Below are 26,595 nucleotides of genomic sequence, written 5' to 3' on the forward strand. Positions count from 1 at the left end.
GCGAGACGGCACGGCATCCGGAGCGATCCCGTCCGTATATTCGTACGCATGTCCGTACCGGTCCCGTCACTGTGCCTCGCGCTCTTCGCGCATTCGGCGTGGTGCGTCGACGACGGACTCTGACGCGGCCCAGCCGTGCCGGCACCGCCTTCAGCGCGCGGCCGGACCTCGCCGCCACCGCCCGTCGTGCACCCCCGGAGACCTCCCGTGACCACCGCGCCACCAGCCGGGCCGGCCGCGCCGCCACGCGCGCTGCCCGCCCTCCTCGCTCCCGCCGCCACCTCCTCGCCGCGGCCGCAGGCGCCGCCCCTGCCGCCTGTGCGCCGGGTGCCGCTCGTCGTGTCGGGGCTGCTCGCCGCTGCCCTCACCGCGTACGTATGGTCCGCGCACGGTGCCGAGCCGGGCGTACTGCTGCTGCTGGGGCTCGGTCTCGGCGTCACCCTGTTCCACTCCAGGTTCGGGTTCACCTCCGCGTGGCGGCAGCTCATCGCGGTGGGCAACGGCGCGGGGCTGCGGGCGCACGCGCTGCTGCTCGGCACCACGGCCACCCTGTTCGCCCTGATCATCGGAACGAGCACCGGACTGTTCGGATCGCAGCCGGCACCTTCCGCCGGATCCATCGGGACCGGTCTGGCCGTCGGCTCTCTCCTGTTCGCCGTAGGGATGCAACTCGGCGGTGCCTGCGCCTCGGGCACGCTGTTCGCCGTCGGCTCCGGGCAGTCCTCGGTACTGCTGACGCTCGGCGGGTTCATCGGCGGCGCCACCCTGGCAGCCTGGCAGTTCGACCTGTGGAAGGACCTGCCGGCCTGGGAACCGGTGGTCCTCTCCGAGCACATCGGCTGGTTCGGTTCCTGGGCCGTGACGATCGCCGTGCTGCTGCTGGTCGTCCTGGTCACACGCCTCGTACAGGCCCGGCGCAACCCCCCTCCCGTGGCCGCGGTTCCCTCGGCGCACACCCCCGCCGTCCGGGCGCTCCGGGGCTCCTGGCCGGCGGCCGTCGGCGCTCTGCTGCTGGCCGTGCTCGGTGCGGGCGTGCTGCTGGTGTCCGGTGGGGCCTGGGGCATCACGAGCGCCTTCAGCCTGTGGGGCTCAGAGCTCGTAGGCGCCCTCGGCGGTCACCCGGAGAACTGGACGTGGTGGAAGCAGCCCGGCAACGCGGAGTCGCTGGCGGGCCCGGTGCTGGCCGACAAGAACAGCCTCACCGACATCGGCATCATGATCGGTGCGGCGGTGGCCGCGGCGCTCGGCGGGACCTGGGCCCTGCACCGCGGCATACCCTGGCGCACGGCCGTCGCCTCGGTGCTCGGCGGCGTGCTGATGGGCATCGGTGCGCGGCTCGCCGGAGGCTGCAACATCGGCGCCTATCTGGCCGGTATCGCCTCGGGCAGCCTGAGCGGCTGGATGTGGGGGGCGTTCGCGCTGGCAGGGACCTGGCTCGGACTCAGGCTGCGTCCGCTCTTCGGTCTGGGCAACCCCAAGCCGGGGGACGGCGTCTGCTGAACACGCCGGTCACCGTACGCCGACGCTGTGTCCCCGCCGGACGGGGCACCGCGGGGGCGGCCGTTGGCATCGGCGTACGGCCGCACCCTCGGCCCGAAGCGCTCGCACGGCAGCGCGAGCGCCGGGCCCCGGGGTCAGGCGACCAGCCGCCCTCGGTGCGGCGCGCGGCGCGCGGCCGCCAGCAGTGCGTGGATCTGCGGGCCCGCCTGGTCGATCCGGGTCACGGGCCTCGCGAACGGCAGACGCACATCGCGATGGGTCTCCGGGTACTCCAGACGCAGTGTCACCCCGTACCGGTCCATCGCCAGGGGGAGTACGCGCACCGCGCCCTTGACGGGCCGGGGCTGGACGAGACGCAGCAGCAGGGGAACGAGTTCGCCGTGCTCGTCCACGAGATGGGTCAGCATCGCGGCCTCGCTGCCGGCGATCGGATCCGGTTCCGCCTCCTGCAGCGCGTCCAGGGTGACGAAGGACCGGCCGCCGTGGTCCTCCAGGACCGCCTGGCCGAACTCCACGCAGGTGCTGTCCGCGTTCTTCGTGCTGTACGGAGCCGACAGCAGGCCGGTCACGGTGACGCGGGCGCGCATGCGGTCCCGTACGGATGCGGGCGCGATGTCGGTGAACTCCAGCCGGACGGGGATCCGCTCACCGGGGCCTGCGTGGTCGGCCTCGGACGGCTCGTGCAGGTGGACGTGGCCCATCGCGCCGGTGCCGTCGAGGCGGTGCACCTCGACGGGGTCGAGCCCGTCGCTCACCACCGTCATCGAGTGGGCCGCGGTCAGGATCGCCAGTACGCGTTCGGCGGGGGTCGGCTGCGTGGCGCGGGAGTTGAAAGGACGCATCCAAGTTCTCCAGAGGAGCGAGCGGGAAGACTCCGTGATGTTGACTTAGGTAAGCCTAACCTAAATCACGAGTCGAGTGCCGTGTCGTGCGCAACCGAAGCTCCCGGCCGTGGCCCGCCCCGCGCGCCGCCTGCTCCGGCTGTTCCGGTCCGGGCTCCCGGGTGGTCACGGCCGACGCCCCGCCATCCGAAGGGATGGCGGGGCGTCAGCTGTACTGCGAGGGCGGCGGGTCGGCGGCGCCCGCACGGGCACCGCCGACCCGCCGCCCTCGGGCATGCGGGCGTCACTCGTCCGCCGGGAACCTCGACACGTGCGACACCTTGCACTTCGTGTCGGCGGGCGCCTTGCCCAGGCCCTGCGCCTTCTGCTTCGACGTCTGTCCCGGCGCGAGCGCGCTCGCCGACGCGATTCCCTCGGCGACCCGGGTGCCGGAGTCGTCCACGAACTCGACCGAGATGATGTAGGTGGCCGCTGCGGCGGTCCCGTTCGTGATCTTCACGTCGACGGACGGCCACTCCGTGAGGGAGTCGATCGTGCACCGGGACAAGGTCACGTCCGCCTCGGCGCTCCTCGCCTCCGCCGCGGGGTCGTCGGTGGGTTCCACGGCGGGTGCCGGATCGGTCGGATCACTGCTCGCCGATGCCGTCGCCGCTGGTCCCCTCTCCCGGGCCGACGAGTCGGAACCGCCCCCCAGGGCCACGGTCAGCACGCCCGCGATCGCCAGGAGCCCGGCCAGTCCGCCCACGACGGACAGTGTGACGATCAGTCCGGTGCCGGACTTGCGGCGCGGCGGCGCGCCCCACACCGGGTCGGGTCGTGGTCCGTACGGCTGCTGCACCGGCGGAGGGTTCCACTGCGGAGGCTGTCCGGGCCCCTGCTCCGGCGGCGGTGGAAATGACATGTGATCCCCCCATGGGACATTCGGGCACGAAGGGTCAGCCTATGGCCTGACCAGGACCGCCGGTCCGCACAAACCTGGAGCGCCGGTCCCGCACGGCCCGGGAACGGGACGTGATCGTGCGCCAGTCATGGGTTCACCCTGGTCCCACCGCCACGAACCGGCGTTCGGACGAGGTGATCCGGCCGCTGCGGGCTGTCGCTGCCGCCCCCGGGAAGGCCGGATCCGCTGAGCGGCGGGAGCTGGGCGAAGGATCCGCGTCCGGTCGGCAGGTGCCTGGTCCTCCTCCCGTAGCCGGCTGGTCGCCCACACGCTGACCAGACCGGTCAGCACCAGGTAGCCGCAGGCCCACCACGGGTCGCCCGAGCCGAGAGCCAGGAGCGCGGTCATGATCAGGGGAGTGATCCCCGACGCGAAGACTCCTGACACCTGGTAGACGAACGACGTGCCCGTGTACCGGACCGGAGTGGCGAAGAGGGTCCCCTGGGCTCCGTAGAACGAGGCGTGCACCACCCCCAGGGTCACGACGAGCGCCGCCGCGAAGGCCCACGTGCCGCCGGTGCCGAAGAGCCAGAACGCCGGGAGGACGGAGACGGTGAAGGCGCTCATGCCCACGAGGTAGACCCTGCGCGCCCCCAGGCCGCCCACCGGGCGGGCGACGAAGCCCACGGCGAACGTGGCGAACGCCGGCATCGTCCCGACCGTGCCGTCGACCGCGGGGAAGAACAGCTTGCCGAACACCAGCCCGGCGGCCGTACTCCAGAGGAAGAAGTCGTACCACTCCACGGTGGTGCCGAGCAGGCTGGCCGGCACCGCGGTCCTCAGTCGGCGGGGCGTCGGAGGCTGCTCGGGCTCCGGCCCGGCGTGCGGTGCCCGCGTGGGCCGGGGCGCCGCACTCATCGGCCGGCGAACGGGACGATGCCCGCCTCCGCCGCGTGCGGACCTGCCGGGTGCCGCCACAGACCGCGCTTCTCGAGCAGTGGCAGGACGCCCTCCCCGAACCGGTACGCCTCCTCCAGGTGGGGAACCCCGGAGAGGACGAACTCGTCGATGCCGAGCCGGTGGTACTCCTCGATCAGGTTCGCGACCTCTGTGTGGCTGCCGACGAGCGCCGTGCCGGCACCTCCGCGCACCAGGCCCACACCGGCCCACAGGTTGGGGTAGATCTCCAGGCTGCCGGTCTCCCCGCTGTTGTGCAGCAGGCGCATCCGCAGCTGCCCCTCGGACTCGCTGGTCGCCAGCCCCTGCTGCACCGCCTTGATCCGCTCCGGGTCCATGGCTTCCAGCAGCCTCTCCGCCTCGGCCCACGCCTGCGCGGAGGTGTCCCGGGTGATGGTGTGCAGCCGGATCCCGAACCGCACGTCCCGGCCTTGGGCAGCGGCCCGCGAACGCACCCGGTCGGTCTTCTCCTTCACCTGGGCCGGCGGCTCGCCCCAGGTCAGGTACACGTCCGTGTGGCGTGCCGCCACATCGATGGCGGCGGGCGACGACCCGCCGAAGTAGATCTCCGGCACGGGCTCCGGCAGCCTGCTCAACTTCGCCCCCTCGACCCGCAGATGCTCGCCGTGGTGGTCGACCGTCTCGCCCGCCCAGAGGCGCCCCACGATGTCCAGGAACTCCCCGGTGCGGGCGTAGCGCTGGTCCTTGTCGAGGAAGTCGCCGTACGCGCGCTGCTCGGCGGACTCGCCGCCCGTCACCACGTTGAGCAGCAGCCGCCCGTGCGACTGTCGTTGGTAGGTCGCGGCCATCTGCGCCGAGAGCGTCGGGCTGATCTGGCCGGGGCGGAAGGCCACCAGGAACTTCAGCCGTTCGGTGACCTGGGTGAGCATGGCCGTGGTCAGCCAGGCGTCCTCGCACCACGCGCCCGTGGGGGTGAGAGCCCCGACGAAGCCGAGCTGCTCGGCGGTGCGGGCTATCTGGCCGAGGTACTCGACGGAGGCGGGCCGGTCCCCGCCGGCCGAGCCGGGCGTGGATCCGTGGCCGCCGCCGACGACGTGCCGGCTGTCACCGGTCGTCGGCAGGAACCAGTGGAAGGTGAGGGCAGACATGAGGGCTCCCGAGGGGATGCGGAGGGGCCGCGTGCCGGGCGGACCGCGGCCGGGCGTGCGGCGGCGGCCCGGCCGCGTACGTTCGGATACGCGTCGGGGCACACGGAACGGCGGGAGGTGCGGGGGAGGGACGACGGCGGCGCGGTGCGTCGCGTCGTGGGGCACTGCGGACGTGCGGGAAGCCGGGGTGCGGGCGCCCGGGCTCTCAGCCCTACGACTCCGGAGGTCCGGCAGGCGTCAGCGGCGACAGGTCGCGCTGGACTGGCGGCACAGGTCGACGTGCAGGCGTCCGACGAGGAAGTCGGCGGCATCGGTCATGCCAGGCATTGTGGGGGACCCGGCCCGCCCGGCTCAAGTTCGTCCGGACAGGAATGTCAGCAGGTGAGACGGCCGTCCGCGATGCCGTGACGGCGGTCGAGGCCGTCGCGTCCGCCCGAGCGTGCCCCGGCCGGCCTGCCCCGAGCCGGCCGGCGGGCGCCGTGACGTGTGCGGGCCGCTACCGCCCCGCCGCGAGTGCGGCCCCGCCGTCCGCCGCTTCGTACGGCGTTGCCACGCTCCCCCCGTCCGCGCGGCGGCGTTGAGCTGCGGCGGGCGTCGTGCGGGTGTGAGGACCGTTGACAAAACTGTCACCTGCTAGAAACCTGTCACCTCAGCACCGCAAAATATCGACCAGATCACTCAAAAATCTAGGCGATTAGCGCGAGTTTTCCGGCAGATGGCCTGCTCTCCCTCCTGTCGGCGTCCCCGATCGTCCCCTTCGGTGTACCGGCAGCCCGTACCCGGCCGTCGCCGAACGTCCGGCGCCGCAGGACACGCCGTGCGTCCGGCACCGCGCCGTGGTGCCCTCCCGGTCCCTCGGCACCCCCGGAACAGAGGACAGCATGAGATGGAAGCAACTCCGACGGCGCCTCGTCGTCGGTGCGGTGGCAGCCGCGCTGATGACCGTCGGACTTCTGCCGACGGCCGCCTCGGCGGCCGTCCAGCGGACCGACCTGGCGCTCGGTAAGCAGGCGACGACCAGCGGGTCGCACGGTGCCTACCCGGCGTCGAACGTCACCGACGGCAGCCAGCAGACGTACTGGGAGAGTTCCGGCGCCCTCCCGCAATGGGTGCGGATCGACCTCGGCAACCGGTTCGACGTCGACCAGGTGGTGCTGAGGCTGCCGAACACCTGGGAGGCGAGGACCCAGACACTGAGCATCCAGGGGAGCGCGGACGGGAGCAGCTTCAGCGCACTCTCCGCCTCGGCGGCCCGGGCGTTCAGCCCTTCGACGGCCAACACCGTCACCGTCGGCCTCACCGCGAAGCAGGTGCGCTACATCCGGGTGCAGGTCACCGCCAACACCGGCTGGAACGCCGCCCAGCTCTCCCAGGTGGAGGTCTACGGCGACGAGGGCTCCGGCCCGCCGCCCGCGAACGGCTCCAACCTGGCGCTCGGCAAGCCGATCGAAGCCTCGTCGTACACACAGACCTATGCGGCCGCCAACGCCAACGACGACAAGGTCGGCACCTACTGGGAGTCGAACGGTCAGCCCGCGACGCTGACGGTCCGGCTCGGCGCCGACGCCGACGTCGAGGCGGTCGTCGTCAAGCTCTCCCCCGAACAGGCCTGGGCTGCCCGCACGCAGAGTCTCCAAGTGCTCGGCCGTGCCGGGTCGGCCACCGGCTTCACCTCGCTGAAGGACCGCGCCGACCACGCCTTCGACCCCTCCGGAAACCAGAACACGGTGACGATCCCGGTCAGCGGGCGGTACGCCGACGTACAGCTGAAGTTCTTCGCCAACACGGGTGCGGCGGGTGCGCAGGTCGCCGAGGTCCAGGTCGTCGGAACCGCGGCGCCCAACCCCGACCTGACCGTCTCCGGCCTGACGTGGTCGCCCACGGCGCCGTCCGAGAAGGACGACGTCACAGTGAACGCGACCGTACGCAACACGGGCACGGCGGCCGCCGCCGCGACCGCCGTCGACGTCAGCCTGGCGGGCGTGGCCGCCGGAAGCGCGCCCGTGGGGGCCCTCGCCGCCGGAGCGTCGGTCACCGTGCCGGTCGCGGTCGGCAAGCGGCCGGCGGGCTCGTACAGCGTCTCGGCGGTGGTCGACCCGAGCGACACGATCGCCGAGCAGGACAACAGCAACAACAGCCGCACCGCTTCGTCCGAGCTCGTCATCGGCCGGAGCCCCGGACCCGACCTCGAGGTCCTGGGCATCACGTCGACTCCGTCCAACCCGGCCGTGGGCGCCGCAGTCACCTTCACCGTCTCCGTGCACAACCGAGGCACCGCCGCCGTGAGCACCTCGACGGTCACCCGCCTCCTCGTGGAGGGCACGACGCTGAACGGCCCGACCGGGGCCGTCCCCGCCGGAGGCACGGTCGACGTGCCCGTCAGCGGCAGCTGGACCGCGAAGAGCGGTGGGGCCAACCTCACCGCCACCGCGGACGCGACCGGTGTCGTCGCCGAGACCGACGAGAACAACAACGTCTTCTCGCGCGCCATCGTGGTCGGGCGCGGGGCGGCGGTGCCCTATACCGAGTACGAGGCCGAACAGGGCACCTACCAGGGCACGTTGCTCGAGTCCGACCGGAAGCGGACTTTCGGGCACACCAACTTCGCCACCGAGTCCTCGGGCCGCCGTTCCGTGCGGCTGAACTCCACCGGACAGTACGTCGAGGTCACCTCCACCGTGCCGTCGAACTCGATCGTGGTCCGCAACTCGATCCCCGACGCCCCCGGCGGCGGCGGAGCCGAGGCCACGATCAGCCTGTACGTCGACAACACCTTCGCCCGGAAACTGACCCTCTCCTCCAAGCACAGCTGGCTCTACGGCGACACGGACAGCCCGGAGGGCCTCACCAACCAGCCGCAGACGGACGCCCGGAGGCTCTTCGACGAGTCCAACGCCCTGCTCGGCCGGACGTATCCCGCCGGGACGAAGTTCCGCCTCCAGCGCGACGCCGGTGACACGGCGTCCTTCTACGTGATCGACCTCGTCGATCTGGAGCAGGTGGCGCCGGCGGCGGCCCAGCCGGCCGGATGCACCTCCATCACCGCCTACGGCGCCGTCCCGAACGACGGGATCGACGACACCGACGCCATCCAGCGGGCCGTGACGGCCGACCAGAACGGTGACATCGGCTGCGTGTGGGTCCCGCCGGGGCAGTGGCGGCAGGAGCAGAAGATCCTGACCGACGACCCGCTGAACCGGGGGCAGTTCAACCAGGTCGGGATCAGGGACGTCACCATCCGAGGCGCGGGCATGTGGCACTCACAGCTGTACACGCTCACCCAGCCCCAGAACGCGGGCGGCATCAACCACCCGCACGAGGGCAACTTCGGCTTCGACATCGACGACAACACGAAGATCTCGGACCTGGCGATCTTCGGCTCCGGCACCATCCGGGGCGGGGACGGCAACGCCGAGGGCGGAGTGGGCCTGAACGGCCGGTTCGGTGAGGACACCAAGATCACCAACGTGTGGCTGGAGCACGCGAACGTCGGGGTGTGGGTCGGCCGCGACTACGACAACATCCCGGAGCTGTGGGGACCCGGCGACGGCGTCGAGTTCACCGGCATGCGTATCCGCAACACCTACGCGGACGGCATCAACTTCGCCAACGGCACCAGGAACTCGACGGTGTTCAACTCCTCCTTCCGGAACACCGGTGACGACTCGCTGGCCGTGTGGTCGAGCAAGTACGTGAAGAACCCGTCGGTGGACATCGGCCACGACAACCACTTCCGCAACAACACGATCCAGCTGCCCTGGCGCGCCAACGGCATCGCGATCTACGGGGGTTACGGAAACACGATCGAGAACAACATCATCTCGGACACGATGAACTACCCCGGAATCATGCTGGCGACCGACCACGACCCGCTGCCCTTCTCCGGGCAGACACTGATCGCCAACAACGCCCTCCACCGAACGGGCGGGGCCTTCTGGGGCGAGGCCCAGGAATTCGGCGCCATCACGCTGTTCGCCGCCGGCCAGGACATCCCCGGCGTCACGATCCGGGACACCGACATCCACGACTCGACCTACGACGGGATCCAGTTCAAGTCGGGCGGCGGATCCGTGCCCGGAGCGCAGATCTCGCGGGTCCGCATCGAGAACTCCGTGAACGGGTCCGGAATCCTGGCCCACGGAGGCGCACGGGGCAGCGCGACCCTGACCGACGTGACCGTCACCGGCTCCGCCGACGGCGACGTCGTGGTCGAACCCGGGTCGCAGTTCGTCATCAACGGCAGCGCCGGGAAGGCGGCCGCCCGGAGGTAGACCAGGTACCCGGACCGGGCACGAACCGGCCCCGGCCGACACGCCGTCGAGCGTGCCGGCCGGGGCAGCCGTGTTCGGGGAGGGGGAAGGGGGAGGGGAGTCGGACCGGACACGCGTAGGCACTCAGCCGGCGGGGACGATCGTCACCTCGGCGTGTTTCATGACCGGCTGATCGCTCTGCGCGCTGTGGTCGACGAGCGCGCACAAGGACGTTCATCTCGGGCATGTAGCCCGCCGCGCAGCCGCGTGGGATGTCGTAGGGGATGTCGAGGTAGCCGTTCAGGAACCGCCGGCCGCCGTCTCTCGGAGCGGGAGGCGGTGCAGGTCGTGCGGAACGCCGGCCTGGGCAACCTGATCTCCCAGCCCCCTCCCGGTCAAGGTCCGCACGCGGCACACCACATGGCCACGGACGCGTCGGCCGGACTCGGCTCCGCCGTCCACGGTGGCCAGACCATGAGCGGTATGCCGTCGTCCACCGGCATGCTCGTGGCGCACCTGCTGGCAGCAGTCCTGTGCGGTCTGTGGCTCGCCCACGGGGAGCGGGCCGTCTTCCGCGCGGTGCGCGCCTTCGCGGGGCGCATCGGGGCGCCGCTCCGGATACTTCTCCGCCTCTCGGCGCCGCCGCCGCGGAAGGGGGCCGTGCCCGCCTGCCGTGACCGTTACCGCGGTGACGAGCCCGCCGCGCAACCGGGGGCGTACGTACACGGCCTCCCTGAGGCGCGAAGTCGTCAGCAAGGGGGCAAGGGCAAGGGGCGACGGGGGTGTGTGTCAGGCCGGATCGGAGGTGTCCTGGACGGGGGAGCCCTCGACACTCGCCCCCGGGGCGCCGCGGTCGGCGGCGGCGGGGCTGTGCGTGTGAAGCGGTGGTGCCTCCTCGGAGCCTCCTGCCCCGGCCCCTGCCGACGGGACGCGCAGGGCCAGCAGCGCGACGTCGTCACCACTGGGGTCGATGCGTTCGAGCAGTGCGTCCAGGAAGTCCTCGATGTCGAGACCGGCCAGGGCCGAGGCGTGCCGGCGCAGTGTCGCGAGCCCGGCCTCGATGTCGCGGGTGCGGCTCTCGACGAGACCGTCGGTGTAGAACAGCAGGGTGGAACGCGGCGGCAGGTCCGTCCGCGCGTCCGGCCACCCCAGCCCCATGTGCAGGGCGGAGCTGAGCCCCAGGAGCGGTCCGTGCCCCTCCTCCAGGAAGCGCGTGCGCCCCTCGGCCGTGACCAGCAGGGGCGGGGGGTGTCCGGCGTTGACCCAGTTCAGTTGCCAGGGGCCGCCCGACGGCCCCTCGACGCGGGCGAAGACACACGTCGCCATGGGGGCGTCGCTGGTGTGCGTCATCGCCTCGTCCAGGCGGCGCATGATCAGGCTGGGCGGTTCCGTCCGGTCCCAGGCCAGGGCCCGGAGCATGTTGCGGACCTCGGCCATGTGGGCGGCGGCCTTGAGATCGTGCCCGACGACGTCCCCGATGACCATCGTCAGGGCGCCGTCACCCAGCAGGAACGAGTCGTACCAGTCCCCGCCGATCTGCGCGGCTCTCTGGGCCGGCCGGTAGCGGGCCGCCGTCCGCAGGTGGTCGACCTGGGGCAGCGGGGTGAGGAGCTGGCGCTGCATCGTCTCCGCGACATGGCGCTGCTGCTCGAACAGGTCCGCCGCCTCCATCACGAGTCCGGCGCGTCGCGCGATGTCGGCCAGCAGCGCGAGCTCGGCCCCCGTGTAGGAGGAACCCGAGGCGGTCCGTGCCACGGTCAGCGCGCCGAAGACCTGCCGCCGGGTGTGCAGGGGCACCACGACCGCACAGGTTCCGCCCAGCCGGTCGAAGAGCTCGCGATGCGCGACGGCGAGCGGGGTGTCCGGCGGCTCCGCGAGGGCGTACGCGTCCAGCACGACCGGACGGGTACCCCGAAGGGCCTGCGCGACGGCCGAGCCCGATGACTCGGCCAGCGGCGGCAGCGGCCCGGTCAGCTCCCGGGCGGCACCGCGGTCGTCCCTGCTGCGGACGGCGACGCGCCGCATCCCGCTCTCCTCGCCGTGCGTGTGCACGTCGACGGCGACCCAGTCGCCCATCTCCGGCACCAGCAGCGCGGCCAGCCGGTTCAGCATCCGCGGCGTGTCAGCCGTGGAGATGAGGACCGTCGACACCTCCGCCACCATCGTCAGCCGGGCGGTGAGCTCCTCCAGCGCCGCCAGATGGGCGGCGGTCCTCTCGGCGGCGTCACGGTGCAGGCTGAAGTCGTGGAAGACGACCACCACGCCGTTCAGCTCGCCTTCGTGCCGCAACGGGGTGGCGGCCCAGATCACCGGGAGTAGGCTGCCGTCCCCACGCAGGAGGAGTTCCTCGCCGCCCTCGTCCGGCCGGCCGCTCTCCAGGACCGCGAGCAGGGCGCACCCGTCACGCGGGAGCGTGCTCCCGTCCTTCCCGCGGTGCAGCAGATCGTGCATGTCGTGACCGAGGAACTGCTCCCGCGCACGGCCGAGCAACTGCTGCGCCCGGGGATTGGACGCCGTGAGCCGGCCGGTGGTGTCGATGACCAGCACACCCGCGCCCAGGCTTTCGAACACCTTGCGCATGAGCCCGAGCTCCAGCGGCCCGTCCTCGTCCCTCATCGCACGGACCCCGCCGTCCCGTGGCGGCCGTACCCGGCCGGTTCCGGGGACACCACCGCGTCCGGATCGCCCGGCGGCAACCGCAGGGGCGGCACCCGGTCCCCCGCCGGGACAGCGGTCTGGGAGGTCATGCGCTGCCTTCCGATTCGACGGCCGGAGCGAGGCCCGGCCGCCCCATCGGCTCGGAGACCGGCGGGCACCCGTGGCACCGCGACGTGTGCCCATCATTCATCCGCCCCGCCCGTTCCGCCGCTCGGGAGGGCCGTCCCGAGCGGCGGAACCCGGGATGGCGGCCCCGCATCGGGGTACGCGACCGGGTGGCAGGGGCGAGCGCGGCACCTGTCAGGTGATCCGTCCGGTGGCCCGGACCTCCCGCCCGCGCCGCCGGGCCGCTCCGGGTGCGGGCGGTGGCGCGGGAACGGAGGATGCGAAGGGTGGCGAACCGCGCCGACCGGCCCCGTCGTAGCGACGAGCGACATCCGAGGGAGACAACACCATGGCGCCCGAACGATCCTCTTCCGGAAGCACCGGACCCCGCGACCCCGGGCTCGCCCTTCCCGTGGCCGAACGGGCGGGCTGGAGCGACGTGGACGTGCGGGCGGTGGACACCGTCCGGGTCCTGGCCGCCGACGCCGTCCAGAAGACGGGCAACGGCCACCCCGGTACGGCGATGAGCCTCGCGCCCCTCGCCTACCTGCTCTTCCAGCAGGTCATGCGGCACGACCCCGCCGACGACCAGTGGCTGGGCAGGGACCGGTTCGTCCTCTCCTGCGGCCACACCAGCCTGACGCTGTACATCCAGCTCTACCTGGCCGGCTACGGCCTGGAGATGGACGACCTGAAGGCCCTGCGGACCTGGGAGTCGGCGACACCCGGCCACCCGGAGTACCGGCACACCAGGGGCGTCGAGATCACCACCGGTCCACTCGGCCAGGGCATCGGTGCGAGCGTGGGCATGGCCATGGCGGCACGCAGGGAGAGGGGGCTGCTCGACCCCGAGGCCGCCCCCGGCACCAGCCCCTTCGACCACCACGTGTACGTGCTCGCGTCCGACGGCGACATGATGGAGGGCGTCGCTTCGGAGGCCTCCTCGCTCGCGGGACACCAGCAGCTCGGCAACCTCGTGGTGTTCTACGACTCCAACCACATCTCCATCGAGGACGACACCGACATCTCGTTCAGCGAGGACGTCCCCGCCCGCTACGCCGCGTACGGCTGGCACGTGCAGACGGTGGACTGGACCCGTACGGGCGACTACGTCGAGGACGTCGACGCGCTGCTCGCCGCGATCGAGGCGGCCAAGGCGGAACGCTCCCGCCCCTCCCTGATCATGCTGCGCACGATCATCGGATGGCCCGCCCCGACGAAGCGGAACACGGGCAAGGCACACGGAGCGGCTCTGGGGGACGAGGAGGTCGCCGGCACCAAGAGGCTCCTCGGCTTCGACCCCGAGGAGTTCTTCCCCGTGGAGGACGAGGTCATCGCCCACACCCGGGCGGTCGGGGAGCGCGGCAGGGCGGCCAAGGAGGAGTGGCAGAAGGCCTACGAGGCGTGGCGCGGTGCCGCCCCCGAGCGGGCGGCACTGCTGGACCGGCTGAGGGAGCAGGAACTTCCGGACGGCTGGACCGACGCCCTGCCGGTGTTCCCGGCGGACGCGAAGGGCATGGCCACCCGCAAGGCCTCCGGCGAGGTCCTGACCGCCCTCGCCCCGGTGCTGCCCGAGCTGTGGGGCGGCTCGGCGGACCTCGCGGGCAGCAACAACACCACCATGGACGGGGAGCCCTCCTTCGTCCCGTCCGACCGGCAGACCGCCGAGTTCGAGGGCGGACCCTACGGACGCACCCTGCACTTCGGCATCCGCGAGCACGCGATGGGCGCCGTACTCAACGGCATCGGACTGCAGAGCCTGACCCGCCCGTACGGCGGCACGTTCCTCACGTTCAGCGACTACATGCGTCCGGCGGTCCGGCTGGGTGCCCTGATGAAGCTCCCCGTCACCTACGTGTGGACCCACGACTCGATCGGTCTCGGCGAGGACGGCCCCACCCACCAGCCCGTCGAACACCTCGCGGCCCTGCGCGCGATCCCCGGCCTCGACGTCGTACGACCCGGCGACGCCAACGAGACCACCGTCTGCTGGCGGACCGTCCTGGAGCACACCGACCGCCCCGCCGGTCTCGTCCTGACCCGGCAGAACCTGCCCGTCCTCGACCGCGCCGACGGCACCCACGCCTCGGCGGAGGGGGCGGCACGCGGCGCCTACGTCCTCGCCGACGCGTCCGGGGCAGCCCCCGACGTCATCCTGGTGGCGACGGGTTCCGAGGTGCAGATCGCCCTCGACGCGCGTACGCGGCTGGCCCAGGAGGGCCTGGCCGTGCGCGTGGTCTCGATGCCCTGCCGCGAATGGTTCGCCGAACAGCCGCTGTCCTACCAGGACGAGGTGCTGCCTCCCGCGGTGCGCGCCCGCGTCAGTGTCGAGGCGGCGGTGGGCCAGGGCTGGCGCGAGGTGGTCGGCGACGCCGGCCGCATCGTGAGCCTCGAGCACTACGGTGCCTCCGCGGACTACCAGCGGCTGTACGAGGAGTTCGGCATCACCGCCGAAGCCGTGGCCGCCGCGGCACACGACAGCATCCGGGACGCCGCGGAGGCTCCCCGGCCCGGCGGCCGCGGGGACTGAGCCTTCCGTGCGTGTCCGCCAGGACCGTCCTACGACGGTCCTGGCGCCCGGAGACGGTGCCCTTCCCGCCGAGCGGGAGGGCTCAGGCCATCTGGCGCCGCACCAGCTCATGGAGCTGCCCGCCCGTGTCCGCGAGGAGCTCGGCGGGCGGCCCCTGCTGGACGACACGGCCGTCCGCCATGACGATCACGCGGTCGGCGTCCAGCACCGTGGACAGCCGGTGCGCGATCACCACCCGGGTGGCACGCAGGGACCTCGTGCTCTCGATGACCGTGCGCTGGGTCTCGTTGTCCAGCGCGCTGGTCGCCTCGTCGAAGAACAGGATGCGGGGCCGCCTGACCAGGGCCTGGGCGATCATCAGCCGCTGGCGCTGCCCGCCGGAGATCGCGCCGCCGCCGGAGATCATCGTGTGCAGGCCCATCGGCATGCGCTTGATGTCCTCGGCGAGACCCGCCATGGCAGCGGCCTCCCACGCCTCCTCCTGGGTGAAGACCTCGGCGCCGCAGATGCAGTCCAGGATCGAGCCCGACAGCGGCTGGGCGTTCTGCAGGACGACCCCGCACTGCCGGCGCACAGCCGCCTGGTCCAGCGAGGTCAGATCCTGGCCGTCGTACAGCACACTGCCCGAGACGGGGCGGTCGAAGCCGATGAGCAGCCTCAGCAGCGTCGACTTGCCGCACCCGCTGGGTCCGACGATCGCGACGAACTCACCCGGCCGCACGGTCAGCGACACCTCGTCGAGGACCACCGGACCGTCGTCGGTGTAGCGGAAGGAGACGCCCCTGGCCTCGATCTCCCCGGACAGCGGGCCCGGCTGCGTGCTGACGCCGCGTACCTCGGGTGCCTCGTCGAGCACCGGCTTGATCTGCTCGAACATCGGCAGGACGGCGGCGGCGGACACGAACGCGCCGGTGAGCTGGGTGACAGCCGTCAGCAGCATCGTCACGGACGTGTTGAAGGTCAGGAACTCGCTCGCGGAGAGGGAGCCGCGGGCCGGACCCGCCAGCAGCATGAAGACGGCCAGCGAACACAGCGGCAGATAGACGGCGTTGAGCACCGTCGTCATGTTCTTGATCCGGCCGGCCCGCTTCTGCAGTTCACGGCTGCGGGCGAACTCCGCGGCCCATGCCCCGTAAGCGAAACTCTCCGCCGCGGCGACCCGCAGCTTCGGAAGCCCCCGCAGTGTCTGGAAGGCCTGGTTGTTGAGCTTGTTCCCCAGCACGACCAGCTTGCGCTGCCAGCGCAGTTCCCACATGCCCATCGTCAGGAACACCCCGGCGACGACCACCAGCATCGCGACGGCGGTGAGCGCCAGCGGGACGCTGAACCAGAGCAGCAGACCCAGGTTCACGGCCCCGAGCGTGCCCGCCTGTACCACCACGGGGCCGGTGCCGGACAGCACGCGCCGAATGGCGCTGACACCCATCGCGGCGCTCGCCAGCTCCCCGGTGGACCGCTCGGTGAAGAACCGCGTCGGCAGCCGCAGCAGCCGGTCCCACACCGCGGGCTGGAGCGTGCTCTCGACACGCCCCTCCATCCGCAGGATCGTGAGGTTCTGCAGCAGCATGAACGCGGCCGAGACCACCCCCGTGATGATCACCGCCAGTGAGACCCGCACGATGAGCCCGGTCTCCGCGTTGGGCACGTACACGCCGAGCACCCGGCCCGTCGCGATCGGCACCAGAGAGCCCAGCGCGACCGTCACCAGTCCGGTGAGCACCAGCCTGCGCAGATCGGCCCTGGTGCCGAACAGACCGAAGCGAAGCAGCTGCCACTTGCCCAACGGCCGCTCGGGCAAGGCCCGGTAGAACATCACCGCGCGATCCTCGAACTCCTCCGCGCACCCACCGTCCACACGGCTGCGCCGCCCGGTCAACGGGTTCACCGCCTCGTAGCGGCCCCGGCGCCACAGCAGTGCCACCGGCGCGCCGGACGCGGCCCGACGGCCCACCAGCGGACCGGAGTCCACCCGCCACCAGCGCCCGTCGAGCCGCACCGCTCGGGTCCGTACGCGGGAGGCGACGGCGACCCGCTCGACCGGATCGATCCGGTCGCTCACCGCACCGCCCGCGCCGGGCTCGGACAGGACGATCCCCGAGTCCCCGGCAACCAGACGGCAGGCCGCGTACACCGCGTCGTCCGAGGCGCCGGCCGATGGCGCGGAGCCCTTCCCGGAGCGGCCGATCGAGGTCAGGAGCGCCTGGTCGGCCTCCTTGCGGACGGCCTCACCCGCCTTCATCCCGGCCGCGGTCCGGTCCTCGTGCGCCCGCTCCAACTGCTCGATCCAGCGGTCCAGGGCCGACAGCAGGCGGTACTGCTGGTTGACCATCCCCTGCCACATCGCGGCGTCGACCAGCAGGTCGCCCGCCGCCTCCGCGCTGAAGGCGGCGCCGTACTGGACGTCCCCGGGCGACACCGGCAGCCACAGGACGTCGTCGTCACCGACCGGTTCGTCGACGGCGGTCCGTCCGTCCAGCGGGGCTTCGAAGAGAACACGCCGGCTGCGGCCCATGCCCAGGGAGAAGGCGTGCTCCAGCAGGCTCAGCGTCGCGTCACCGGTGTCGTAGTGGCTGCGGTACTGACCGTCCCAGGGCCCCTGGTCGGCGTACTCGGGCCGGTACAGCTCGCGCAGCGGGACCCGGCGCAGCGCGCACTGCTGGAGCGGTCGCCCCACCAGAGTGTGCTGCGGGCCCTCGACCGGACCCAGTACGAGGGCTCCGGCCTCCAGCCGGCCCAGGAAGTGCCAGTGCCCCTGCTCCGCCGCGTCCACCGCGAACAGGTCGAGGGCGCCGTCCACGACCAGCCACAGCACCTGCGGCCCCTCGAGCGAGAGACTCCGCAGCCCGGTGCAGTCCACCGGCGAGCCCAGTGCTCCCAGCGCGTCGATCACCGGGTCCCGCCCGGGAGCGCCGGCCCCGGCCGCGAGGGGGTGTACGGATGCCATTTCAGTGCTCCCTGACCAGCTCGGCGTACGGGCCTCCGGCGGCTGCCAGCTGCTCGTGCCGGCCGCGCTCCACCACCGTCCCGTGGTCCAGGACCACGATCTCGTCGCTGTCGCGCACCGTGCTCAACCGGTGCGCGATCACCACACAGGCGCAGCCGCGCCGCCGCAGGTTGTCGATGATGATCCGCTCCGTCTCGGCGTCCAGCGCGCTGGTGACCTCGTCCAGGACCAGGATGCTGGGACGGCGTACGAGGGCCCGGGCGATCTCCAGGCGCTGGCGCTGACCGCCGGAGAAGTTGCGGCCGTCCTGCTCCACCCGGCTGTGGATGCCCCGGGGGCGGCGGGCCACCACGTCGTACAGCGCGGCGTCCCGCAGTGCCTCGGTCACCGCGTCGTCCGGGACCGAGGGATCCCACAGCGCCACGTTGTCGCGGACCGTCCCCTCGAAGAGGAAGACGTCCTGGTCGACGAAGGACACCGAAGCGGCCAACGCACCCCTCGGGATGTCCTCCAGACGCTGCCCGTCGATGCGGATGACGCCCTCCCAGGGACTGTAGAGACCCGAGATGAGCCGCGAGACGGTCGACTTGCCGCTGCCGGAACCGCCGACCAGGGCGACCTGCTGCCCCGGACCCACCGCCAGCGAGAAGCCGGTGAGCAGGGGCTTGTCGAGCGGGCTGTAGCCGAAGGTGATGTTCTCCAGCGTCACATGGCCCTTGAGCCGACGGGTGCTCGCCGCGGGCTCGCGGCGTGAGTACAGCGCGTCGACCGGGAAGTTCTCGACGTCCTTCAGCCGGGCCACGTCGGCCGCGAAGTCCTGGATCCGCCCCGCGACCCCGTTGAGCCGGGTGACCGGCGCGGTGAACCGCGTCACCAGCGCCTGGAAGGCGACGAGCAGACCGATCGAGATGTGCCCCTCGACAGCCCTGAGCCCGCCGATCCACAGGATCAGCGCACTGTTGAGCGTGGCGAGGAGTGGCGCGACGACACCCAGCCAGGCGCTCGGGACCCCGAGACGCTGCTGCTCCTCCAGGGTGGTCGCGTGCTGCCCGGCCCACCGGCGGAAGTACCCGTTCTCGCCGCCGGTGGCCTTCATCGTCTCGATCAGCTGGAGACCGGTGTACGAGGTGTTCGTCAGCCTGGCGCTGTCGGCCCGCAGCTTCTGGGTGCCGGTGGCCCGCAGCCGTACGACGATGCGCATCGCGACCACGTTGAGCAGGGCGATCCCCACTCCGACGACGGTCAGCTGCGGATCGTACGTCCACAGCAGGAACGCGTAGAGGAGTACGACGATGCCGTCCACACCCGCCGCCGTGAGATCCCTGGCGAGCGTCTCTGCCACCGCGTCGTTCGACTGCAGGCGCTGGACGAGGTCGGCGGGGCTGCGCTGGGCGAAGAAGGTGACCGGCAGCCTGAGCAGATGCCGGAAGAAGCGCGCGCTGCCGAGCGTGGACGAGATGATGCGCCCCCTCAGCAGGTTCGCCTGCTGAAGCCATGTCAGTACGACGGTGAGCGCCACCATGGTGCCCATCGCGCCGAACAGCACGCCGAGCAGTGAGGTCTGCCGGCCGATCAGGAACATGTCGATGTACGTACGGCTCAGGGCCGGCAGCGTCGCTCCGACGGCGACCAGGAGCAGGCTGGCCAGCAGGGCGACCAGCATCGTGCCCGTGGTGCCGCGCAGCCGGGCCGGCAACGCGGCCAGCACACCGGGCTTGCGGCCGCCGCGCCGGAAGTCCTCACCGGGTTCCAGCACGAGGGCGACCCCGGTGAAGCTGGTGTCGAAGTCCTCGGTCGGTACGAACCGCCTGCCCTTGTCGGGGTCGTTGATGTGCACGCCCCGCCGCCCGAGGCGGCGCCCCGTGCCGTCGTAGACGACGTAGTGGTTGAACTCCCAGAACAGGATCGCTGGGGCGCGCACCTCCGCCAGCGCGGCGGGCTCCATCTGCATTCCCTTGGCCCGCAGACCGTAACTGCGCGCCGCCTTCAGCACGTTGCTCGCGCGCGAACCGTCGCGTGAGACACCGCAGGCGATGCGCAGCTCCTCCAGCGGCACGTGCCGGCCGTAGTGGCCGAGCACCATCGCCAGCGAGGCGGCCCCGCACTCCACGGCCTCCATCTGGAGCACCGTCGGGGTGCGCACGGTCTTCGTGCGTCCGGGCCTCGGGGCCGGACGGGACCGGCGTCTGCCGCCAGGCCCGTTCTCGGGCCGGTGTCTGCCGCGGCCGGAAGGCGGCAACTGCTGTGCGGCGGGGGAGGGGTGAGGCGCGGTCACGGGAGGAGCCAATCGATCGGGCGCTGGTCGGCCAGCCGGACTGAGCCGTCGGCCAGGGTCATGGAACCGATCGCGTACGGAGGACCGTCGGCAGAGGACCACCGGTAGCCGGACTCCGTGGCGTCCGAGCGTTCGATCCGCACCAGGACCGCCGACGGCCGCCCGTGCCTGGAGAACTGGGCGCCCAGCTGTGCGTCGCCGAGGAAGCGGGTGATCTGCTGCTGTGTCTGCGCGGTCCTGCCGACGGCGGCCACCTTGCCGCGCAGCACCCCGTACTGCTGGGCGGGTACCGACTGCACCTTCAGGTCGACCCGGGCGCCCACGGGGACCGAAGCGGCGGAGCCGCCGGACACGTACAGCAGGACGACCAGCGGATCGTCGGGGCCGTCGATCCGCTCGACGCTCGCCACGTCGGCGCCGGTGCCCACGACCGCGCCGATGGTGGCCGTCACCGAGGTGAGGCGGCCGGGGTCGATCGTCCGGACGACCTTGTCACCCTTCTCCGTACGGACCGTGAGCAGTGGGGCGTCGGCGGGGAGGGTCTCGCCCTCGTCGGCGAGCACCTCCGTGACCTGGCCGGCGACCGGGCTCTGCAGGACGTAACTGCCGCGGGAGTGCGTGAGGATGCCGGGGGCGTCGAGTGTGCTCGCGACCGAGCCCGTCATGGCCCAGAAGCAGGCCGCGCCCATCACGGCGACGGTGACGCAGAGGACGAGCAGGCCTTGGGGTCGGGCGAAGCGCACCGGCAGATCGAGCTGTTCGGGCGACTGCAGCTTGGAAAGCGCCTGTTGGCGGAACTGCATGAAACTCTTCCCTCACCTGTCGACGGTCGGCACCGAGCCCCGGAACCGACGGGTTCCGGGGCTCGGCGGGGTGCTGCCGTCTCTCAGAGACCGGCGGTGAGGCCGGTGGCCAGGCCGGTGACCGCGCCCGTGTTCACACCGGTGGCCGACTCGACGAGACCCGTGACCGAGCCGACGACGCCGGAGACGGGGACGATGCCCTCGACGGTGCCCGTGACGTTGCCCGCGAGGCCGCCGATGAGGCCGCCCGAGACGTTGTCGAGGTCGTTGTCGGAGATCTCGGCGGTCTCGACCTGGGGGGTGTAGTTCATGATGAGCGCCCTTCGTATGGAAATTGCTTCTGTACGGAAACCCGGTGGTGCGGCCTCCGTATGGGCCAGGATCAAAGCACGCCCGCACCTCGCGCAGCCAATCGAACTGCGGCGGATCCGTAGTCGTCGGCGCGCTTGAATCTTCTTTCGTGCAGAAGTGTTCATTTCGTGGCGGCAGTTCCTTCACGAGCTTCACCGGATGGATTCCTGCCGGTGCGACCGAGCGCCTCCCAAGTGGGCACTCCTGTCGCAAACTCCCCGCGCATCGGTCTGGACCAGGCATTTCGTGTCCGCACGCGTGATCGGTGTGCGCATGCCGTGTGCAGATTTCCCGGGATCGGGAGGCCGGCTCAATTCCGGTCGAGGGCGTGATTCATGGAGAACGGGTTCGGAAGCTATCGCTATTCACGAGAGCGTAAAAGGTGAGTCGGTCTCTATTTTCTGTGCCCTTCGAATGGTGGTCGGCGACCCATTTATGAAGTGTTTTCCGGCAGGTGTGCCCGTGATGCGTTCCTGTCTCCGGAGAGGTGGAGGACCTGTGTCGCGCTGTCGCGTTCCGGTGTGGACGCGAAGGGTGGGGCGAGTCCGTCCGGAGGTGCGGGCGCTGTGTGAGCCTCCGAAGTCGATTCATCCGATGAAACGTGTGCACCACCCTTCACCCCGGCGGTGCGCGGCGCTAGCATCGTGGTGCTCGATGGGAGCGCTCCCACCCTTTGTCGGCCCTGTATCGCCGCTGAGCGGCGTACCAGCTCGGAGAGGACGTTTCCGTGCACTTGAGCGCCAGACCCGTCGCCGTCCTGTTGGCGGCACTAGCCCTGACCGCCGGGTTGTCGGTCACCGGACCCCCGGCCTTCGCGCGTTCCGACGAAGGGCGTGACACGGCCCAGGCATCGGATGTGTCGATCGCGGCGGACACCTACACCTGGAAGAACGCACGGATCGACGGCGGTGGCTTCGTGCCGGGCATCGTCTTCAACCGGTCCGAGAAGAACCTCGCCTACGCGCGCACCGACATCGGCGGCGCGTACCGGTGGGACCAGGCCGGCAAGCGGTGGACGCCACTGCTGGACTGGGTGGACTGGGACCGGTGGGGCTGGTCCGGTGTGGTGGGCCTCGCCTCCGACACCGCCGACCCCGACAAGGTCTATGCCGCCGTGGGCACGTACACCAACAGCTGGGACCCGACGAACGGGGCCGTGCTGCGCTCCTCGGACCGCGGCGCCTCCTGGAAGGCCGCCACGCTCCCCTTCAAGCTCGGCGGGAACATGCCGGGACGCGGGATGGGCGAGCGGCTCGCGGTCGACCCGAACAAGAACTCCGTGCTCTATCTGGGAGCCCCCAGCGGCAAGGGGCTCTGGAGGTCCACGGACTCAGGGGTCACCTGGTCCGAGGTGACCGCCTTCCCCAACCCCGGCAACTACGCGGCTGACCCGTCCGACACCAGCGGATACGGCAGCGACAACCAGGGCATCGTCTGGGTGACGTTCGACGAGCGTTCCGGCAGCGCGGGCAGCGCCACCCAGGACATCTACGTGGGTGTCGCCGACAAGGCGAACACCGTCTACCGCTCCACGGACGGCGGCGGCACCTGGTCCCGGATCCCCGGCCAGCCGACCGGCTACCTCGCGCACAAGGGCGTACTCGACTCGGCGACCGGCCACCTCTACCTCACGCTGAGCGACACGGGCGGGCCGTACGACGGTGCCAAGGGGCGGATATGGCGGTACGACACCGGGTCCGGCGCGTGGAAGGACGTCAGCCCGGTTGCGGAGGCGGACACCTACCACGGCTTCAGCGGGCTCTCCGTCGACCGGCAGGAACCCGGTACCCTGATGGCCACCGCCTACAGCTCGTGGTGGCCCGACACCCAGATCTTCCGCTCCACCGACAGCGGTGCGACCTGGACGAAGGCCTGGGACTACACCAGCTATCCGAACCGATCGAACCGCTACACGCAGGACGTCTCCTCGGTACCCTGGCTCAGCTGGGGCGCCACCCCCTCCCCGCCCGAGACCTCACCCAAGCTGGGCTGGATGACGGAGGCCCTGGAGATCGACCCGTTCGACTCTGACCGGATGATGTACGGCACGGGCGCGACGGTCTACGGCACCGAGAACCTCACGTCCTGGGACTCAGGCGGCCGGTTCACCATCACACCCATGGTGAAGGGGCTGGAGGAGACGGCCGTCAACGATCTGGCGAGCCCGCCCTCGGGCGCGCCGCTGCTGAGCGCCCTCGGCGACATCGGCGGCTTCCGGCACACCGACCTCGACGCGGTGCCCGCCATGATGTTCACCTCGCCGAACCTGGACTCGACCACCAGCCTGGACTTCGCGGAGACGGCCCCCGGTACGGTCGTCCGGGTGGGCAACGCCGACGCTGCCCCGCACATCGGCTTCTCCACCGACAACGGCGCCAACTGGTTCCAGGGATCCGAGCCTTCGGGGGTCACCGGAGGAGGCACCGTCGCCGCCGCCGCGGACGGCAGCGGATTCGTCTGGAGCCCCGAAGGCGCGGCCGTGCACCGGACCACCGGCTACGGCCACTCCTGGACCCCCTCCACCGGGATCCCGGCAGGCGCGACCGTCGAGTCGGACCGGAAGAACCCCAGGAAGTTCTACGGATTCAAGGCCGGCACGTTCTACGTGTCGACCGACTCCGGCGCGAGCTTCACGGCGAAGGCGACCGGGCTCCCGGCCGAAGGCAACGTCCGTTTCAAGGCGCTGCCCGGTACCGAGGGCGACATCTGGCTCGCGGGCGGCGCGTCGACCGGGGCGTACGGGCTCTGGCGCTCGACCGACTCCGGCGCCAGCTTCACGAAGTCCTCCGGTGTGGACCAGGCGGACAGCGTCGGCTTCGGCAAGGCAGCCCCAGGGGCTTCGTACCAGAGCGTCTTCGTCAGCGCGAAGATCGGCAACGTACGCGGCATCTTCCGTTCCACGGACGCCGGGGCCACCTGGACGCGGATCAACGACGACGCGCACCAGTGGGGCTGGACCGGTGCCGCGATCACCGGGGACCCGCGGGTGTACGGCCGGGTCTACGTCTCGACGAACGGCCGCGGCATCCAAGTGGGGGAGTCCTCGGGCACCGGCGGCGGAGGCACGGATCCGGACCCGGGTCCGGGCGGTCCCCCGGCCGATGGCGACTGTTCGGTGACGTACGAGGTCACCAACCAGTGGGCCGGTGGCTTCCAGGCCGACGTGACGGTCACGAACACCGGCAGCACCTCCTACGACGGCTGGCAGCTCGGCTGGACCTTCCCCGGAGGCCAGAAGGTCACCCAGATGTGGAACGCCACGCACCAGCAGGACGGCGCGAAGGCCACCGCGAGGAACGTCGCCTGGAACGGCGAGGTGGCGCCCGGATCGTCCGCGGGCTTCGGCTTCACGGGCACCTGGACGGCCACGAACGCGGAGCCGGGCGCCTTCACGGTGGACGGTGAGGCCTGCGCCGTCGCCTGATCCCGGGGGTCGGCGCGGACCAGGGGGCCGCGCCGGCCCACACGGGGTGAAATGGACATATCGCCCATGGTGTGCTGCATTTGAGTGACCTGATCTCACCCTGGGAGGCACCGGTGGTGGACGTCGACGTGCTGATCGCGGGCGCTGGTCCGGTCGGGCTGACCGCGGCGGCCGAACTGTGCCGGCGTGAGATCTCGTGCCGGGTCGTGGACCGGCTCCCCGGACGGCTGCCGTACGCCAGGGCCGTGGGCGTCCAGCCCCGAACGTTGGAGATCTGGGACCGGATGGGAATGATCCGCGAGGCCATGGAGGCCGCCGTCCCGATGCGGGGACAGCTGACCTACGTCAACGGCGAGGAACGGGCGCGGATCGACCTGGACCTCCCCCCGGAGATCCCGTACCGCTTCGCCGCCCTCCCGCAGTACGAGACCGAGCGCCTCCTCGAGGACCTCCTGCGGCGCTGGGGAGGGCACGTCGGGAGAGGCACCGAACTCGTCTCCTTCGAGCAGGACCTGGGCGAGGTCAGGGCCGTCCTCCGTGCCCCGTCCGGCGGCCGGGAGGAGGTGACGGCCCGCTACCTCCTGGGCTGCGACGGCGCCCACAGCGCCGTACGCAAGGGGCTCGGACTGTCCTTCGAGGGTGGAGCCCTCCCCGAGGAGTACATGCTGGGCGACGTCGAGGTCGACTGGGACCTGCCGGCCGGGTACGGCGTCCGCTCCACGCACGTCGTCGACGGCCGGACGGACGACCTCCTCGTGTGCATCCCGCTGCCCGGCGATCACCGCTACCGGATGTCGATGCGCACCCCGCCCGAACTCTCCGGGGCGGGAGGCGCCGGCGCCGACGGGGTGGCGCACGGCCTGAGCGGTGAGAAGGGCCCGCTGCCCGGGATCGAGCACATCCAGGCGGTGCTTGACCGGCTCTCACCGCGGCCCACGACCGCCTCCTCGCTGCGCTGGTCCTCGGTCTTCCGCATCAGCCACCGGATCGTCGACCGCTACGGCGCGGGGCGGGTGTTCCTCGCCGGTGACGCCGCGCACATCCATCCGCCCACCGGCGCCCAGGGGATGAACACCGGCATCCAGGACGCCTTCAACCTGGCGTGGAAACTCGCCGCGGCCGTCCGGGGCCACGCCGGCCCCCGACTGCTGGAGAGCTACGACGCCGAACGACGGCCCGTCGGGGAGGAAGTCGTGGCGCGGACGCTCCGCCACGCCCGGACCGGAGTCGGGGGCGAGGCGGAGGCGCCCGCGACGCTGTTGCTCCGCGAGGCCCAGCTCCTGCTCGGCTACCGGGACAGCCCTGTCGTGGGGCCGGGCGGCGGGGCCCGGGACGGGCCGGCCCCCGGCGACCGGGCGCCCGACTGCGGCGGCCTCCTGTACGCGCTGGGCGCCTTCCCCGTACGGCTGTTCACCCTGCTCAGGGAACGGGACCACACTCTGCTGCTCTACGCGGACGACGAGGACCGGGCGGCGGCGTTCGACGAGATCGCGTCCCGTGCCCGTCACGCCGGGCACGGCATGCTGAACAGCTGCGCGGTACTCGGCTCCGGGGTACGTGCCCCGGCGCTGCGTATCCCCGCGGTCCACGACGGAGCCGGCGAGTTCCGCCGCGTCTACGGCGCGCGGGGTGGTGAGGCGTTCCTCGTGCGGCCGGACGGCCACCTCGGGCTGCGTACCGCACCTGCGGACGGGCCGGAGCTGTCGGCCCATCTGGCCGTGCTCCTCGGTACGTGAAGCGGGGATCCGGCAGCGACCGGCTGCCGGACCCCCGCGTAGTGGGTGAGCTGAGCGCCGCTCACCTCACCTCGTCTCGCCTCAGGGGAAGGACACCACCTGGGACGGGATGGTCGACGTACCGGAGGTCGGTGCTCCGGTGTTGTTGATGACGTGTTCGTACTGTCCTTGGCCGCCGAGGGAGACGACGAGGAGGTCGTGGAACTTGACTCCGGGTTTGACGGGTGCCTG

The 26,595-nt window shown here is 71.6% G+C and carries 15 protein-coding genes and 1 pseudogene; 5 read left to right on the forward strand and 11 right to left on the reverse strand.

Annotation, left to right across the window (positions count from 1 at the left end; genetic code table 11):
- The first annotated feature begins 207 nt into the window (after positions 1-207).
- Positions 208-1,500, forward strand: a complete 1,293-nt coding sequence (locus AB0I83_RS17900) for a YeeE/YedE family protein (protein ID WP_363305215.1) — start codon at positions 208-210, stop codon at positions 1,498-1,500.
- A 134-nt stretch (positions 1,501-1,634) separates the two neighbouring features.
- Here the strand turns inward: AB0I83_RS17900 and AB0I83_RS17905 are convergent, their stop codons facing one another.
- The 5 genes from AB0I83_RS17905 to AB0I83_RS17925 form a co-directional block, all read right to left on the reverse strand.
- The gene (locus AB0I83_RS17905; RefSeq protein ID WP_363305216.1) at positions 1,635-2,342 is read right to left on the reverse strand and encodes a DUF2470 domain-containing protein; all 708 of its coding nucleotides are present in this window, start codon (positions 2,340-2,342) and stop codon (positions 1,635-1,637) included.
- Between the two features lie 283 nt (positions 2,343-2,625).
- Positions 2,626-3,180 (reverse strand): FxLYD domain-containing protein, encoded by a 555-nt coding sequence (locus AB0I83_RS17910; protein ID WP_363305217.1) that lies wholly within the window; start codon positions 3,178-3,180, stop codon positions 2,626-2,628.
- Positions 3,181-3,282: 102 nt separating this feature from the next.
- A complete protein-coding gene (locus tag AB0I83_RS17915; protein ID WP_363305218.1) occupies positions 3,283-4,053 on the reverse strand; it encodes a hypothetical protein in 771 nt (256 codons plus the stop codon).
- Between the two features lie 83 nt (positions 4,054-4,136).
- Positions 4,137-5,288 (reverse strand): LLM class flavin-dependent oxidoreductase, encoded by a 1,152-nt coding sequence (locus tag AB0I83_RS17920; protein WP_363305219.1) that lies wholly within the window; start codon positions 5,286-5,288, stop codon positions 4,137-4,139.
- Positions 5,289-5,525: 237 nt separating this feature from the next.
- Complete coding sequence (locus tag AB0I83_RS17925; RefSeq protein WP_363305220.1) at positions 5,526-5,615, reverse strand: putative leader peptide; 90 nt, start codon at positions 5,613-5,615, stop codon at positions 5,526-5,528.
- 554 nt (positions 5,616-6,169) lie between these two features.
- Here AB0I83_RS17925 and AB0I83_RS17930 point away from each other — a divergent pair.
- Positions 6,170-9,559 (forward strand): CARDB domain-containing protein, encoded by a 3,390-nt coding sequence (locus AB0I83_RS17930; protein ID WP_363305221.1) that lies wholly within the window; start codon positions 6,170-6,172, stop codon positions 9,557-9,559.
- Positions 9,560-9,682: 123 nt separating this feature from the next.
- Here the strand turns inward: AB0I83_RS17930 and AB0I83_RS17935 are convergent.
- Together AB0I83_RS17935 and AB0I83_RS17940 are read right to left on the reverse strand one after the other, a co-directional pair.
- A pseudogene (locus AB0I83_RS17935) lies at positions 9,683-9,863 on the reverse strand (hypothetical protein); the annotation flags it as partial.
- A gap of 464 nt (positions 9,864-10,327) precedes the next feature.
- Positions 10,328-12,154, reverse strand: a complete 1,827-nt coding sequence (locus AB0I83_RS17940; protein ID WP_363305222.1) for a SpoIIE family protein phosphatase — start codon at positions 12,152-12,154, stop codon at positions 10,328-10,330.
- A 496-nt stretch (positions 12,155-12,650) separates the two neighbouring features.
- Between AB0I83_RS17940 and tkt the strand changes: the two genes are divergently transcribed.
- Entirely contained in the window at positions 12,651-14,831 is a 2,181-nt protein-coding gene (tkt, locus tag AB0I83_RS17945; RefSeq protein WP_363305223.1) for a transketolase, read from the forward strand.
- Between the two features lie 82 nt (positions 14,832-14,913).
- Here tkt and AB0I83_RS17950 read toward each other — a convergent pair whose 3' ends face one another.
- The 4 genes from AB0I83_RS17950 to AB0I83_RS17965 form a co-directional block, all read right to left on the reverse strand.
- A complete protein-coding gene (locus AB0I83_RS17950) occupies positions 14,914-17,775 on the reverse strand; it encodes an NHLP bacteriocin export ABC transporter permease/ATPase subunit (RefSeq protein ID WP_363305224.1) in 2,862 nt (953 codons plus the stop codon).
- Between the two features lies 1 nt (position 17,776).
- The gene (locus AB0I83_RS17955) at positions 17,777-20,050 is read right to left on the reverse strand and encodes an NHLP family bacteriocin export ABC transporter peptidase/permease/ATPase subunit (protein ID WP_356844158.1); all 2,274 of its coding nucleotides are present in this window, start codon (positions 20,048-20,050) and stop codon (positions 17,777-17,779) included.
- Positions 20,047-20,853 carry an HlyD family efflux transporter periplasmic adaptor subunit gene (locus AB0I83_RS17960; RefSeq protein WP_363305225.1) on the reverse strand — a complete coding sequence of 269 codons (807 nt, stop codon included), beginning with the start codon at positions 20,851-20,853 and terminating at the stop codon, positions 20,047-20,049. Before AB0I83_RS17960 ends, AB0I83_RS17955 begins: the two co-directional genes overlap by 4 nt.
- 83 nt (positions 20,854-20,936) lie before the next feature.
- A complete protein-coding gene (locus AB0I83_RS17965; protein WP_356535614.1) occupies positions 20,937-21,164 on the reverse strand; it encodes a type A2 lantipeptide in 228 nt (75 codons plus the stop codon).
- 767 nt (positions 21,165-21,931) lie between these two features.
- On the opposite strand from AB0I83_RS17965, the gene AB0I83_RS17970 reads away from it, so the two are divergent.
- Both AB0I83_RS17970 and AB0I83_RS17975 read left to right on the forward strand, forming a co-directional pair.
- Entirely contained in the window at positions 21,932-24,628 is a 2,697-nt protein-coding gene (locus AB0I83_RS17970; RefSeq protein WP_363305226.1) for a cellulose binding domain-containing protein, read from the forward strand.
- Positions 24,629-24,741: 113 nt separating this feature from the next.
- Positions 24,742-26,364, forward strand: a complete 1,623-nt coding sequence (locus AB0I83_RS17975) for an FAD-dependent monooxygenase (protein ID WP_363305235.1) — start codon at positions 24,742-24,744, stop codon at positions 26,362-26,364.
- The last annotated feature ends 231 nt before the right edge of the window (positions 26,365-26,595 follow it).

This window comes from Streptomyces sp. NPDC049970 (assembly GCF_040660235.1).
Classification (GTDB): domain Bacteria; phylum Actinomycetota; class Actinomycetes; order Streptomycetales; family Streptomycetaceae; genus Streptomyces.

What these genes read in the sequence shown, in the direction of transcription:
- AB0I83_RS17905 (WP_363305216.1), bottom strand. Translation starts at nt 2,342, where the DNA reads ATGCGTCCTTTCAACTCCCGCGCCACGCAGCCGACCCCCGCCGAACGC.
- AB0I83_RS17920 (WP_363305219.1), bottom strand. Translation starts at nt 5,288, where the DNA reads ATGTCTGCCCTCACCTTCCACTGGTTCCTGCCGACGACCGGTGACAGC.
- AB0I83_RS17925 (WP_363305220.1), bottom strand. Translation starts at nt 5,615, where the DNA reads ATGCCTGGCATGACCGATGCCGCCGACTTCCTCGTCGGACGCCTGCAC.
- AB0I83_RS17930 (WP_363305221.1), top strand. Translation starts at nt 6,170, where the DNA reads ATGAGATGGAAGCAACTCCGACGGCGCCTCGTCGTCGGTGCGGTGGCA.
- AB0I83_RS17940 (WP_363305222.1), bottom strand. Translation starts at nt 12,154, where the DNA reads ATGAGGGACGAGGACGGGCCGCTGGAGCTCGGGCTCATGCGCAAGGTG.
- tkt (WP_363305223.1), top strand. Translation starts at nt 12,651, where the DNA reads ATGGCGCCCGAACGATCCTCTTCCGGAAGCACCGGACCCCGCGACCCC.
- AB0I83_RS17950 (WP_363305224.1), bottom strand. Translation starts at nt 17,775, where the DNA reads ATGGCATCCGTACACCCCCTCGCGGCCGGGGCCGGCGCTCCCGGGCGG.
- AB0I83_RS17960 (WP_363305225.1), bottom strand. Translation starts at nt 20,853, where the DNA reads ATGCAGTTCCGCCAACAGGCGCTTTCCAAGCTGCAGTCGCCCGAACAG.
- AB0I83_RS17965 (WP_356535614.1), bottom strand. Translation starts at nt 21,164, where the DNA reads ATGAACTACACCCCCCAGGTCGAGACCGCCGAGATCTCCGACAACGAC.